The sequence below is a fragment of the Candidatus Oscillochloris fontis genome, assembly GCF_004138135.1.
Classification (GTDB): domain Bacteria; phylum Chloroflexota; class Chloroflexia; order Chloroflexales; family Chloroflexaceae; genus Oscillochloris; species Oscillochloris fontis.
Map to the genome: position 1 here is coordinate 1 of NZ_RYFD01000002.1, position 14,454 is coordinate 14,454.

Annotated in this window: 10 protein-coding genes; 3 read left to right on the forward strand and 7 right to left on the reverse strand. The window is 57.3% G+C overall.

Annotation, left to right across the window (positions count from 1 at the left end; all coding sequences use genetic code 11):
- Positions 1–144: 144 nt before the first annotated feature.
- Genes EKD03_RS01115 through EKD03_RS01130 form a run of 4 tightly spaced genes read right to left on the reverse strand, consistent with a single transcriptional unit; the run spans position 145 to position 3,141 of the window.
- Positions 145–1,173: a Gfo/Idh/MocA family protein gene (locus tag EKD03_RS01115; protein ID WP_129626444.1), complete on the reverse strand. Its 1,029-nt coding sequence runs from the start codon at positions 1,171–1,173 to the stop codon at positions 145–147.
- A gap of 14 nt (positions 1,174–1,187) precedes the next feature.
- Positions 1,188–2,339, reverse strand: coding sequence for a molybdopterin-synthase adenylyltransferase MoeB (gene moeB / locus EKD03_RS01120; RefSeq protein ID WP_129626446.1), 1,152 nt, complete (start codon positions 2,337–2,339; stop codon positions 1,188–1,190).
- On the reverse strand, positions 2,336–2,758 hold the full coding sequence (locus EKD03_RS01125; RefSeq protein ID WP_129626448.1) for a M67 family metallopeptidase: 423 nt from the start codon (positions 2,756–2,758) through the stop codon (positions 2,336–2,338). Before EKD03_RS01125 ends, moeB begins: the two co-directional genes overlap by 4 nt.
- Positions 2,755–3,141 (reverse strand): iron-sulfur cluster assembly scaffold protein, encoded by a 387-nt coding sequence (locus EKD03_RS01130; protein ID WP_129626450.1) that lies wholly within the window; start codon positions 3,139–3,141, stop codon positions 2,755–2,757. Before EKD03_RS01130 ends, EKD03_RS01125 begins: the two co-directional genes overlap by 4 nt.
- A 418-nt stretch (positions 3,142–3,559) precedes the next feature.
- Between EKD03_RS01130 and EKD03_RS01135 the strand changes: the two genes are divergently transcribed.
- Together EKD03_RS01135 and EKD03_RS01140 are read left to right on the forward strand one after the other, a co-directional pair.
- Positions 3,560–6,448 (forward strand): histidine kinase N-terminal 7TM domain-containing protein, encoded by a 2,889-nt coding sequence (locus EKD03_RS01135; protein WP_161569146.1) that lies wholly within the window; start codon positions 3,560–3,562, stop codon positions 6,446–6,448.
- Between the two features lie 61 nt (positions 6,449–6,509).
- A complete protein-coding gene (locus EKD03_RS01140) occupies positions 6,510–8,132 on the forward strand; it encodes a peptide chain release factor 3 (protein ID WP_129626454.1) in 1,623 nt (540 codons plus the stop codon).
- 200 nt (positions 8,133–8,332) lie between these two features.
- Here the strand turns inward: EKD03_RS01140 and EKD03_RS01145 are convergent, their stop codons facing one another.
- The 3 genes from EKD03_RS01145 to EKD03_RS01155 all read right to left on the reverse strand — a co-directional run bounded on the left by EKD03_RS01145 (position 8,333) and on the right by EKD03_RS01155 (position 12,418).
- Positions 8,333–10,258: a subtype A tannase gene (locus EKD03_RS01145; RefSeq protein ID WP_238613284.1), complete on the reverse strand. Its 1,926-nt coding sequence runs from the start codon at positions 10,256–10,258 to the stop codon at positions 8,333–8,335.
- 112 nt (positions 10,259–10,370) lie between these two features.
- The gene (locus EKD03_RS01150; RefSeq protein ID WP_129626456.1) at positions 10,371–10,994 is read right to left on the reverse strand and encodes a response regulator; all 624 of its coding nucleotides are present in this window, start codon (positions 10,992–10,994) and stop codon (positions 10,371–10,373) included.
- Entirely contained in the window at positions 10,991–12,418 is a 1,428-nt protein-coding gene (locus EKD03_RS01155) for a sensor histidine kinase (protein ID WP_129626458.1), read from the reverse strand. The genes EKD03_RS01150 and EKD03_RS01155 overlap by 4 nt, the downstream gene beginning before the upstream one ends.
- 268 nt (positions 12,419–12,686) lie before the next feature.
- On the opposite strand from EKD03_RS01155, the gene EKD03_RS01160 reads away from it, so the two are divergent.
- Positions 12,687–14,444, forward strand: coding sequence for an efflux RND transporter periplasmic adaptor subunit (locus tag EKD03_RS01160; RefSeq protein WP_129626460.1), 1,758 nt, complete (start codon positions 12,687–12,689; stop codon positions 14,442–14,444).
- The last annotated feature ends 10 nt before the right edge of the window (positions 14,445–14,454 follow it).

Genomic DNA, 14,454 nt, shown 5'->3' on the forward strand with positions numbered 1-14,454 from the left:
CCCGTTGCGGGCGTTCAAGGTGAGCGGGTGGGTAGTGCTATGTCGCAAAAAGACCTGGAAACTTAATTTACGGACTAATTATTATTATAGAAAAATAATCTGCGTAATCTGCGTAATCTGCGGACAAACCTCGTCCTCTGCGGCTCACCCCGCCCCGGCACGGATCGCATCCAACACCCGCTGGATCGCCAATCCATCCGCAAAGGTCGCAGCCGACGCGAGGGCATGGGGCTGCCCCTCCAGCGCGGCCTTCAACGCCACCCCCAGGTAGACCGTCCCCTGCGGGAAGTCGCCGACAATCGCGTCGGGGAAACTCAGGCTATGCGGGGGCGTGATGTCCACAAAGCCAGTGCCGGGGTTGTGCCAGAGCTTGCCGTCGAAGAAACGCAGCGCCCCCGCCGAGCCGTAGATCGTCACACTGTTCGGCTCATCGTGGGTGGCCACCGTCGTCGCCATGATCACCGCGCTCGCCCCATTGATGAAGCGCAATGTGGCCGCCATATAGTCATCGGCAGTGACGGGGCGTACCTGGCCAGTCGCGTCGCTGCGCTCAGCCACAAAGGTGTGGGTGGTACCACTCGCGGCGCTCACCTCATCCCCGATCAAGTAGCGCAGCAGATCAATCTGATGCGAGCCAATCGCGCCCAGGACACCCCCGCCCTGGAGCGCATCGCTCCACCAATTCCAGGAGCGCTGAAGATTGCTGCGTGAAGCGTTGATCGCACGCACCTCCGCGTGGCGCACCGTACCGATCCGCCCCTGAGCGATCAGATCGCGAGCGTAGCGGATGGCGGGCAAAAAGCGCAGTTCGTGGTCAATCAGGGTGAACAGTTCTGGGTGCGCCAGCGCCGCCTTGAGCATCATATCCGCCTCACCCGCATCGAGCGCGGTCGGCTTCTCGCACAGAACGTGCTTACCCGCCTCCAGTGCAGCCAGCGTCATCTCACAGTGCAGCGCGGGCGGCGTGACAATACTGACCACATCCACCTGCGGGTGAACGATCAGGTCGCGCCAATTCTCACCATGCCAAGGCACACCCAACTCCCCCGCGATCTGCGCCGTCTTGGCGGCATGGCTCCCCACCAAGGCCACCACATCCAAGCCCGCACTGCGGAAGGCCGGAACCTGGATGCGTGCGCCCCAGCCAGTGCCGATAATACCGATTCCTGGCATAGTGTTACTCCTTCCTAATACTTCGGCAGACTCGGATCAATCTCGTCGGCCCAGCGCAACACCCCACCCACCAGATTCTTCACCCGGCGAAACCCAGCATAGTGCAGAAGTTCGACTGCACGTTCACTCCGCACCCCACTGCGACAATAGACCACGATCTCCTGATTGGGGTCGAGTTCATTCAGCCGAGCAGACAACTGACCGACCGGGATCACCTGGCTGGTGCCGGGGATGCTCGCAATCGCAACCTCATAGGGGTTACGTACATCAAGGAGGAAGGGGCGGGTCGTGTGTTGGAGTTGTTCAGCCAATTCGTGCGGAGTAATCTCATCGTCGCTGGTGAGCTGGCTTATCGTAGGCAGCATTGGAGCGCACATGGTAGCCTCATCGCTTAGGGTAAGAATGTGCGGTTGCGTCCCGCACACCGGACACGCCGGGTTACGCCGCAAACGCAGTTCGCTAAAACGCATCGAGAGAGCATCATAGAGCAGCAAACGTCCGATCAGCGGTTCGCCGATCCCCGTAATCAGCTTAATCACCTCGGTCGCCTGGAGGCTACCGATCACGCCGGGGAGCACCCCCAACACCCCGCCTTCGGTACAACCCGGTACCAAACCAGCCGGGGGCGGGGTCGGGTAGAGGCAGCGGTAACACGGGCCTTGGGGCGGCGCAAAGACCGTCACTTGGCCCTCGAAGCGGAAGATACTGGCATAGACATTCGGTTTGCCCAGCAGCACCGCCGCATCATTGACCAGATAACGGGTGGGGAAGTTGTCACTCCCATCAACAACAATGTCGTAGGGGCGCAACAGATCGAGCGCATTCGCAGCACTCAGGCGGGTCGGATGAAGGCTCAGTTCAATCTGAGGATTAAGATCGGCAAGGCGGCGCTGAGCTGCTGCGGTCTTCGCGTCACCGAGCGCGGCGGTACCATAGAGCACCTGACGTTGCAGGTTAGTCAGATCAACCGTATCGTGATCAATCAGCGCCAGATGGCCAACCCCAGCCGCCGCGAGATAGAGCGCCAGCGGCGAACCCAAGCCACCCAGGCCCACCAGCGCCACCTGGGACTCTTTGAGGCGGCGTTGGCCCTCCATACCCAGTTCGGGCAGAACGAGGTGGCGCGCATAGCGACTGATCTCATCACGCGAGAAAGTGGTACTCAAGCGAGATCCTCCGCGACAAAATCGGCATCCAGATCGGGCAGCCACCACGCCTGCAAAGTAGCGGCGCACCCGCCCCAAACCGCCTGGATCAAGAACGAAAAGCTCGGCCCCGCCCCCGCAGCCCCGTGGCGGTCGTAGGGCGAGGGCTGGGCGGGGGCGTCGGGGTGGGAGTGGTAACACCCCACCACATCCAAGCCTAAGGCGCGGGCCTGCCGATCCACCAGGAGGTAATCGTGCGGATCGAGGTAGAAGTGGCGACGCCGATCATCCTGACTACGATTGGGCACCGCCACCACCGCCTGCACCATCTTAGTGGTGCCATCAATCTGCCCCAACAACCAGCCGACACACTCCTCTGGGTAGGCTGCCTCGGCATAGTGGGCAATCCTATCAGCAAGCTGTGGAGCCAGAACGATCATCGCCCGGCTCGATAGCGCATTATTGCCACTTTGAGCGTATTGAGTGCCAAGGTGGAACAGCGCTGACGCGAGCGTACTACCTCACGCCCCAACATCTCAAATACGTCCTCATCATCCATAGACTCAATTGTGATGAGGAACTCGTCTTGGAGATACTCACACAGAATCGAAGCCCCAGCCTGACTAATCGTACATCCACGGCCCTCAAACGAGAGGCCAATGATCCGCTCAGTCGCCGGATCAATCTTCAGGTAGAAGGTAAGAAGATCACCACAATCGGGATTGCCCCCCGAATGCACCAGATCAGCATCCTCCAGCCTCCCTGAATGACGTGGGTGTTCGTAGTGGTCAAAGAGACGCTCAATGATCTGTTGACGATCCATGGTGGGTTTCCAAGCAAATTATGTTGTATCGTAGGCGTATTGTAGTGCCGGAAGCGCGGGGATGCAAGTAGGGGCGAAGCATCGCCAGGGCATGGGCAAAGTTCTTGGGGCTACGCCCCAAACCCCATTTTTGGTATGTTTTGGCGGCTTCGCCGCCAAAACATACCAAAAAATATCTGCGGGGGCGGCGCAGCCGCCCCCGCACCCCCACCGGAGGTGACTTTGCCCATGCCCTGGAAGCATCGCCCGCCCATATAGCCCGTTTTTGCCATGCCACATGCGGGGCGATGCTTCATCCCAACAAGACCCGTAGGGGAAGTATGAAATGGAGTTACATTCGATACGTTCTATCGGCAGGTAGTGTTAGAATAGAGACCACAGTAAGAGAACGTGTTAACCAGATTCTAACGACATGAACATGACACCCTACATCCTTCCCCTGATCGGGGCTGCCCTTCTTTCAACTGGGGTAATGTTCTATACATGGCAACGTCGGAGTACCGCCAACGCCATGGCCCTGAGCTCCACCGCCTTTGCCATTACCGAATGGTTAGTAGGCTACGTAATGGAACTGAGCAGTGCCAGCCTTGCGGGCAAGATCGCATGGGGCAAGTCGCAATACATTGGCATCGCTCTTATCCCGGTCACATGGTTCATCTTCTGTTTTGTCCACACCCAACCAGGACGGCGGATCGCCCCGCACTACCTCGTCGCACTCTTCACCCTGCCCAGCATCACTATGCTGCTGGCACTCACCACCGAACAACATGGCCTCATCTGGAAAACCATGCACCTCGCGGAGAACGCCAATATCCCCAGCCTCTCAGTGACCTATGGGCCATGGTTCTGGATTCACTCGGCCTATTCCTACCTCATCTTGTTGATCGGTACCGTACTGATGCTGCAGTCTTTGCGCCGGAGTCAAGGACTCTATCGTGGCCAACTGATTGCCTTGATCATTGGCGTCGCGGCACCATGGCTGGGGAACATTCTCTACCTCTCCGGGGCCAGTCCCATCCCTCACCTCGATCTGACTCCATTTGCGTTTAGCATCAGTGTCACCGCTCTCACCTGGGGCATCTGGGGCTACCGGCTGATTGATATTACCCCCATTGCGCGCGACCTGATCATTGATGGTCTACGCGAAGGGGTGATCGTTATCAATAAACAGGGCCGGATTGTTGATCTCAATTCAGCGGCGAGTACCATCATCGGATTACCGCCCCATATGGTCTTAGGAGCACCCTATGCCGATGCCTTAACGCCTTGGCCGCACCTGATCGATCTCTTGCAGCAAGCCCTTACCACCACGACATCTGATCACTGCCTCACGAGTGAGATTGCGATTGGCCAAGCTGAAGCAACAATCCGCTATGCGATTGAACTTGATCCGCTGATTGATCACCAGCAGCGCACGATTGGTCAGGTGATGACCTTGCGCCGCTTGCTCCACGATGTACCATCGGTTGCCTCGGCACCGCGATCTGCACCTGCTTCTCAGCCCAATATCCCCGTTCATAGCCCCAAACCTAGAGTAACCTTCTGGAATTGGTTGCTCGGCTTCGTCTTAGTGGAAGCCAAGGAGGATCTTCCAGTCCATCCAAATACCAACCATGTATGGATTCAAACTCAGGAGCGCATCTTTACATCAATGATGCGTTTAACCTCGCTTCTGGGTTTTATTGCCCTATTCATGGCTCAAACCACGATGTTCGTATTTACACCCGTCGTTTATCTGGTCAATCTTGCGATTGTCTGTACCATAGGACTATTGGGTATTATACGTGGCATTGACTTTCGTTGGCGAACACACTTGTTTGTAATAATCATTTATGGATTATCATTAATCGAGATAGTTAATTACGGTTTTTCTCTGGAATCATTTATTTATCTATTTGGTTTTATCATTGTATCTACGTTACTCATACATCGTGCAGGTGTCATTTCTTTGTTCATCAGCTTTGTAACATTAGGAATATTCTCTTGGTTGATAGGAAAAGGCGTATATATTCCAAAAGAACAACGAGAAAGTATTACTCCGAGTACCTTTGAATATGGTATCACAAGTACAGTAACATTTCTCGCCGTAACTTCCGCCGTTACCTTTGCCATTTACACCTTATTGCGCAGCCTCAACCAATCGTGGCAGACCGAGACCCAAATACGGCATCTGCTCGAACAAGAGCGCGACATGCTCGAACAACGGGTCAGAGAGCGCACCGTACAACTCTCCACCACTCAACAAGAGTTGTTACAGAAGAATGCTGATTTGCGCAAATACTACCGCGCACTTGAGCAGAGTGGGAATACCATTGTTATTACGGATATCCACGGTGACATTGAATATGTAAATCCCCATTTTGTTGCATCAACGGGGTACACGGTAGAAGAGGCATTAGGCCAGAACACGCGCATCATGAAATCTGGTGAACAAGACCCGAAATCCTATCAAGAACTATGGCAAACAATCCTATCAGGACATATCTGGCGAGGAGATTTTCATAATCGGCGTAAAGATGGCACCCTCTTCTGGGAACGAGCAACCATCGCACCCATTCAGGATGACAATGGTAAAGTCACCCATTATGTAGCGGTGAAAGAAGATATTACCGAGATTAGAAATTTACAGATGCTCGCCAATGAAGAACATGCACGCGCAGAAGCACTATTATTAAATGTCCTTCCAGCAGAAATCGCCCAACGGCTCAAACTACGCAATTCGGTAGAGGAACCGATTGCTGATTATATGCCTAGTGTCAGTATTTTATTTGCGGATCTGGTAGACTTTACGAGCTTCACTGCGCAACTTCAACCGAAAGAACTGGTTGGAATCCTCGATAAGCTCTTCTCGCAATTTGATGACTTGGTGAATAGTTATGGCCTAGAAAAGATCAAGACGATTGGTGACTCATACATGGTTGCGGCAGGCGTCCCCAAGGCATGCAAAGATCATGCCGTCAAGATCACAAGCTTGGCCATAGACATGATACGAGTTATCACCAATGAGCAGTTAAAGATTCATGCAAGTCAAGCAACCAACTTTACCTTTAAGATCCGGATTGGAATTAACTCCGGGCCGGTTGTGGCAGGAGTATTGGGGCGCCAGAAGTTCATTTATGATCTGTGGGGTGATACCGTCAATGTCGCCAGCCGCATGGAATCCCATGGGCAATCCAACATGATCCAAGTGACCGAAGCCACCTACCACATGATCAAACAGCAGTTTATCTGCGAACCACGTGGGCGGATCGAGATCAAGGGCAAGGGGATGATGCCGGTATGGGTGGTGGTGGGCGAATGTCCGTAGGAATGCTATACTATGCTTCTTGGAATGCAAAGTACTATGAAACATACTGAAATATCGCCTGATGACAATTACCGAATTACCCACTGAGCGCGATGCCGCCTATCAGCAACTCGCCGTTGAGACCGCCCGCCGTCGCACGTTCGCGATCATCTCCCACCCAGATGCCGGTAAGACAACGCTGACTGAGAAGTTGCTGCTCTACTCTGGTGCGATTGACCTCGCCGGTTCGGTGCGTACCCGTAAGAACCAGCGCCACGCAACCTCCGATTGGATGGCGATGGAGCGCGAGCGCGGTATCTCGATCACATCCACGGTTCTTGCGGTTGATTATGCCGACTGCCGAATCAATCTTCTCGATACGCCTGGTCACCAGGACTTCAGCGAGGATACCTACCGCACGCTGATGGCGGTGGACAGCGCGGTGATGGTGCTCGACGCCGCTAAGGGGATTGAGGCGCAGACCCGCAAGTTGTTCGAGGTCTGCCGCCGCCGTGGTGTGCCCATCCTCACGTTCATCAATAAGCTCGACCAGCCCAGCCGTGAGCCGCTTGATCTGCTCGATGAGATCGAGCGGGTGCTACACATTCATGCGGTGCCACTGAACTGGCCGATTGGCTCCGGGAGTAGTTTTCAGGGGGTGTACGACCTCCAAGGTGGCCAAGTGCTCCGCTTCGAGCGCACAGCCCACGGTGCGTACCGCGCCCCCGTGCAGGTTGCCTCGCTCAATGATGCGGCACTCGATACGGTGATCGGTTCCGCCGCCGCCCAGCATCTTCGCGATGATGTCGCCCTCCTCGATGGTGCCGGTGCCACGTTCGAGCGCGAGACGTTCCTGCGCGGTGAGGTGACGCCGGTCTTTTTTGGGAGCGCCCTGAATAACTTCGGCGTTGAGCCGTTTCTGCAAGCCCTGACTGACCTCGCGCCACCGCCTGGCCCGCGTGATAGCGACCGGGGGCCGATCAACCCGATCAGCGAGCCCTTCTCCGGCTTCGTGTTTAAGATTCAGGCCAACATGGACCCGCTACACCGGGATCGCACGGCCTTTATCCGCGTCTGTTCGGGCCGCTTCGCCAAGGATATGCAGGTCTTTAACCCACGCCTCAACAAGAGTATCCGCCTCACCCGCCCCAGCCGGATGTTCGCACGCGAACGCGAGACGGTGGCCGAAGCTTTCCCCGGTGATGTGATCGGTGTAACCAACCCCGGTGCCTTCGCTATCGGCGATACGCTCTGTGCCGGTACGCCACTTCAGTACGCCGCCATCCCGCGCTTCGCCCCCGAACGCTTCGCTGTGCTGCACAACCGCAGCCTCTCCAAGCATAAGCAGTTCCATAAAGGGCTGGGGCAGTTGGTCGAGGAAGGGGTGGTGCAACTGTTGTACGATGCAGAAGGTCAGCGCCGCGAGCCGATCTTGGCTGCGGTGGGCGATTTGCAGTTCGACGTGGTGCGGGCACGCATGTCCACCGAGTACAACGTCGAGACCGACATTGAGCCATTGTCCTACGTCGCCGCTCGCTGGCTCGGCTGCACACCAGAGGTACTCGATCAGACCCGGCTGCCGCCCACGGTACGCCACGTGCGTGATGCGCACGAGCGTCCGATCCTGCTCTTCACCAGCGAGTGGGAACTGGCCTATATCGAGCGCGAGCGGCCCCTGCTCATGCTGCGCGGGCCAGACGGTTAAGCATCGACATGAAATTTAGGGCTACCCCGCCCTAAAATCCACGCTTGGGGCTGCGCCCCAGACCCGCTTTTTTCTCGAATGGTGGCGGCAAAGCCGCCACCATTCGAGAAAAAAAGTTCTTCGGGGGAGGCGAAGCCTCCCCCGAACCCCCGCCAGGAGGCTTACATTCATGTCAATGGGCGCACTCGCTGCGCCTCTTCCTACTCCTGCGTCACACCAACCACCCAGGTGATGAAGTTCTCGGTGGCATCACCCGTCCGTTCGGCAAGGGTGTGGCCCTGCCCCCAGACGGTGGTAAAGTCAACGTCTTCAACGCCGGTATAGTCCTTCAGTGCGAGTGCGAGATTCATCTCCACGGTGGTAGCCGTATCGCCCTGCTTGATACCGGTGCGGATGCGCCAGTGCGGTGCAATCGTCGCGGTCTGGTAGCCATCGTAGGCGGGCAACAGATAGTACATCGGGTTGTAGGCATTCATACGGTACGCGATGCTGTTGCCAAGCTTGTCGAGCGCCTGTATATCCGTTGCATACGCATCCACATAGGCGGCGTCCCAGTCAGCATAGGTGGCATACCGCGCCTGATTGCTCGCAAGGAGTTGCGCCAGCACCGAGTCGAAGTGTAGCGCGTCGCTCGTGTCGTTGCCGAAGACATCATTCTCGGCCTGGCTGCGATCAAGGCTATCGAATGCACCCACACTCTTCGAGGGGTTCTTCTGGCTCATCACAAAGCCCGCAAGGCTGGTGATCTGCGCCGTATTGGTCGTGGCATCATAAACAACCCACTCGCCATCCTTGTTCAGTGCGTCAATATATTCCTGCACCGTCTGATAGGTTGTGGAACTCGCCTCCGATGCGCCTCCCGGCATCATGCCCGCAGGTGGGGTACCCTGCGGCATCTCGCCCGCAGGTGGCCCGCCCTGCCCCGCTCCACCACCAAACCCACCGTCGGGGCGGAACCCACCCGCTGTTGCGGTATACGGAAAGGTCGTATCGGCCAGGAAATTGTTCAGCGACTCTTCGACTGTCGCGAGCAGATAGTCGTAGTAACTGCCTGCGGTATAGATGCCGCTATCGGTCGGCTCAAGCGTCAGGACATTGCCTTGCTCGTCTTTGATCCCCAGTGTATTGATATAGTCTGCATAGGCCGCTGCCAGATCTTTTGAGAGCGCCGAAGTCCATGTGCTCTCAGCGCGGGTTTCAGTCGCGGCATACTGGCCCATATTCCACTCATACGCCTCGTTGGCATAATCCAGGCTCGTGATTGGGCACCACGCCATAACGCCCGCAACCGCATCACTCATGGGTTGCCCCTCGGTGTCGTACATGGCTGCGCCTATCGACTCAAGATAGGGAAGATACAGCTCGCTATCCCCAGTTGTCCCAATCAGGGTACTCTGGGCACCACCACCACTCATACCAAAGACGAAGATGCTATCGGTATTCCCCGGCAACGCCGCCTGGTTATAGCGCAGGAAGCGAATCGCGGCCTTGAAATCGGTGACGCCCCAAGGCGCACCACCGCTATAGGTCAGTTGACCACTGGCATCATAGCCGTTTGCTCGCCCGCGTGCCCCGGCATAGACGTAGATAAAACCAGCATTCAGGTAGCTAGAGAGACCAGCATAACTATACTCGGTTGGTGCCTTCTGGGCCGCATAGCCAGCCGTATTGATCGGCAGCACAATCGGTGCCGTCTGGGCGGTAAAGCCATTGATACTGCCCTGTGCATTCAGTTCGGCGGTGTAGGTACCATCAGCATTCGCCGTCGCTGTCATATAGACACCGGGAACATAGATGCCCAGAGTCTCATAATCGAGAGTCTCTGGAGTCGCCGCATACTGCACCCCAATCTGCCAATAGACATCGTTGTCGGCATCGTAATGCCAGGCCGTATTATTGAAGGTGAGGGCGGCGGCAGAGGAATCCGGGGTTGTAGTGCTGGTTGGCGCAGCCGTTACAGGTGATGGTTCGGTCGTTGGGCTAACGGGAACATCAGGCGTCGCCACGGCTTGGATCGCCGTCGGCACGGGCTGAGACGTGGCAGGAGCGCCACTACAAGCACTCAGACTCAGGAGAACCAACATGGCCAGGAACAGAACCGGGGACGCAGTCACAATACGCTTCACAAGCGTGCCTCCTTAGGCAGTATGCGCGAACGATTCGCGGCGATAAACACAGGGGAAGCGTAACTGGTGCAGGTTCAGATGGTGTGTAGTTTTATGCATGATTTGTGTATACTCAACTGATCAGCCCACGTTGCAAGGCTACAGCCACTGCCTCGGTGCGACTCTGGACATCAAGTTTGGCAAAAATATTACTGACATGGGTTTTGATCGTATTTTCCGACAGACCCAGTTGCAGGGCAATCTGTTTATTGCTCGCTCCGGCGACTAACAGACGTAGCACTTCCGTCTCACGGGTGGAAAGAGCATCGCTCTCCTCGCCATGGTGCATGCGCTGGAGCACTCGTGCTGCAATACCGGGTTCAAGCGCCGCGCCACCACGGGCAATCGAGCGAACAGCCTGGGCCAGATCTTCTGGTATCGCATCTTTGAGCAGATACCCCTGTGCGCCTGCTGCCAGTGCCGGTGCTAAGTATTCGTCGGTGTCGTAAGTGGTGAGTACCAGAAACCGCACGTTGGGAAGTTTCGGGCGGATCTGGCGCATCACCTCGATCCCGCTCAATACGGGCATGCGTAAATCAAGCAGCACGACATCGGGCCGGATCTGATCGATCAATGCAACCGCCTCGCCGCCATCGCCTGCTTCACCCACAACTTCGATATCGGTTTCCCAGCGCAACATAGCACTCAATCCATGGCGCACCACTGGGTGGTCATCAACAACCAACACCCGAATCATGTCTGTTCCTTCGTCTCGTGTGCCGCGTGCAATGGGACACGAACCTCGATCTGGGCACCGCGATCATTCCACAGCCGCAGTCGTCCTCCCAGTGCCGCGATCCGTTCGCGCATCCCAGTAATCCCGAACCCACCCCAAGGGCTGCCAGTAGGCGCTGGAGTAGCCACCAACATGGTCGGTGGCCAGCCGATCCCATCGTCACTAACATGCAGGGTAATGCTCTCTTCCTCGTAGATCAGGCGTATTGTCGCCTGCGTCGCCTGCGCGTGCTTGCGCACATTCGCCAATGCCTCCTGGGCGATCCGCAGCACCTCGGCCTCGATCCGTATCGGTACGGGGCGTGCCGACCCATGCTCACTGAAGATCACGATCAATGCCTGATTGACCGGTTTAGCCGAGAGGCTGCGCAATGCGTCGGACAGAATCCCCTGGTCATCGGCTGGGCGGCGCAGATTCCAGACCGAACGGCGGGCCTCGTCGAGTGTCTCGCGGGCAGTGCGATAGGCGAGATCCAAGTTGGTCTCAATCGCCGCAATCTTCGGATTGTCGCTGTCAAGCATCAAAGCCGTCGCCGCCCGCCGCGCCGCGCCCAGTTGTACCGTTACCCCCGTGAGTCCCTGGGCCAACGTATCGTGAATCTCGCGCGCTAAACGTGTCCGTTCTTCCAGCGCGGCGGTCTCCTGAGCCTGCTTCAATAACGCATCGGTCTGCTGGGCAACCCGCGCTTCGAGTTGGGTACTCAGTTCGGCCAGTTGGGCGGCACGAGCACGACTCTGGCTGAGCGCCTGTTGCAGCCCACCAGCCAGTAATGCAGTCAGAATCGCAATCGTCCAGAAGAGAATAACCCAGAAGCCGAGCGATATGAGGGGCGTATGGGCCACCAGATCGGGCAGCCGCTGTGGGAGGAGATGCCAGTTATTGACTTCGAGGATCGTCGCCGCAATGACCATGACCGTTGCCAGAAAGGCCAGGATCACGCTGGCGATGCGATCAAGAAGGAGGCCCGCAGCACAGATCGGGATCATCATCAGCGCCGGGAGGTAGGTCGTCACACCCTGCTGGAATGCGGCAAATGTTGTCAGGAAGGTCCAAAGCCCGATCAACAGCAGAGCCGAGAGCGTCGGGCGTTGCAGGCGCACCAGCACAATCGTAGCAGCACTAAAGATCAGCAGGATCAGCACCAATGCAAAGAAACTCAGCCCACCCTGATGAATCGCTTGGGGTAACTGGTCGGCGAGGAGGAGCCGGGCGAAGAAGCCGGTGATAAGTGCCGACAGAAATGGAAAGAGTAGCAGGGGTAGGGTATGTAACACCAAGCGGCTGCGGCGGTATGTCTCCTCCTCAATCAGCGGGTTGTGCGAGTCGGATGGTGATTCCATGGCTTGAATTGTACCACTGCGCTCCCTCTGGGTGATCCAGGGCATGGGCAAAGTCCTTGGGGCTGCGCCCCAAACCCCAATTTTTGTTGTTTTTTGGCGGCTACGCCGCCAAAAAACAACAAAAAAAGATTTTCGGGGGCGGCGAAGCCGCCCCCGAACCTCCACCGGAGGTGACTTTGCCCATGCCCTGCTGGGTGAGCAAGAGATCACCCACATGGGTGAGCAAAAGATCACCTGCTCGCATGGTGCTCTGCGCGCCGCTTCACGCTAGTCTAGGGATAGCGAACCTTGATATGCCATACGGAGCAAGCTGATGAGTGCAACCACGTTACCACGCCGCCAGCGCCGCGAGCATTCGCGTTGGATGGGAATCGGTATCGGTATCATTATCGTTGCGATGCTGGCGGCGGTAGCCTTTAACCTCGTGCGCACCGCCGAGCAACCCGCCCTTCATAACACCACTCCCGCCACCAGCGGCGCTCTCGTGGCCACGGTGAGTGGCAGCGGTGCCGTCGTGGCCGCGCAGTCGCTTGATGTCACCTTCCAGACCAGCGGCACCGTCACGAAGGTCTTCGTCAGCGAGGGCGATCTGGTGGTGGCGGGCCAAGTGCTGGCGCAACTCGATACCCGCGAACTGGAATTGAATGTGGCGCAGGCGCAGGCGACGCTAGAGACGGCGCGCGTCCAGCTTGATCAGGCCCGTGACGGCAATGCGACTCAATCCGATATTGTGGCTGCCGAAGCTGCGCTGGCCAACGCCCAAGCCCAACTTGCCCGCAGCGTCAACAACAATGTGACCACAGAAGATATTGCTCAAGCCAAGGCCGCCCTCGTCTCGGCCCAGTCTCAACTCGACGAGTTACTGGCCGGAGCCGAGCATACTGAAGTCGTCTCCGCTCAAGCTAAGGTGGAACAGGCCCAGGCCAGCCTCGACGCCCAACGCACCAGCCTCTCGGTCGCCAAGACGCGCGCCGAGTCACAGATGACCCAAGCCGCCAACGATGTGCGGAATGCCCAAGACGAGTACAGCCGGATCTACTGGAATAATCGTGAGATCGAAGATTCACCGCGTGATCTGACCCAAGCCGAGATTGACCAAGAAGCCGCCGCCTTGCGTAGCGTCAATAGCGCCGAAGAGTCACTGATGCAGGCCCAGATCGCCTACGAACAAGCGGTACAGAGCGAGATCAGTGGACTGGCCCAAGCCGAGGCCGATCTCGCCAGTGCCCAGGCCCAACTCGATGACCTGCTGGCTGGGGCGAGCGATTATGCGCTAACCCAGGCTCGCGCAGTGGTGGCCCAACGCCAAGCCGAACTGGATAAGCTCCTGGCTGGAGGTAGCGCAGCCGACATTGCTGCGGCCCAAGCTACCGCAGATCAGAAACAAGCCCAACTCGACCAGTTGACCGAGCCTGCCACACCGAACGACCTACGCATTCGCGAAATGAGTGTGGCGCAGGCCGAACAATCACTGGCGCAGGCCGAACTTCAACTGAGCTATGCGACCCTCACTGCGCCCTTTGCCGGGGTGATCACCAGCGTCACTATCGTACCCGGCAGTGTTGTCGCTGGTAACGCGGCAGTCATTGGGCTGGTTGATCGCACCACTCTGCGTGTCGAATTGACCCTGAACGAGCATGACGTGGCCCAAGTCGAACTGGGCCAGCCAGTGACGCTGACCATCAACGCCCTAGCCGACTGGACGAGTCAGGGGAGCGTTACCTATATCGCCCCGGCGGGTAAAGACAACTCAGGGGTCGTTACCTACGATGTCTATGTGGAATTACCCACAGTTGAAGAGCGAGTACGGGTAGGTATGAGCATTGATGTCGAGATCGAAACAGCGCGAGTGGATCGAGCCGTCCTGGTACCCGCCACCGCCCTCCTGCCCAGTGGTGCGAACCAAGTCGTACAGGTTGTCGTGGCCAACGAAGTACGCGAAGTTATCGTGCAGACCGGCCTAAGTGACGGGCAGTATGTCGAAATTATCAGTGGCCTACAGCCCGGCGACGAGGTTGTGACGCTACCGAGCCTTGAGACGAATATCCCGCGACTCCAGGCGTTACCGTAACTGAGCAGAA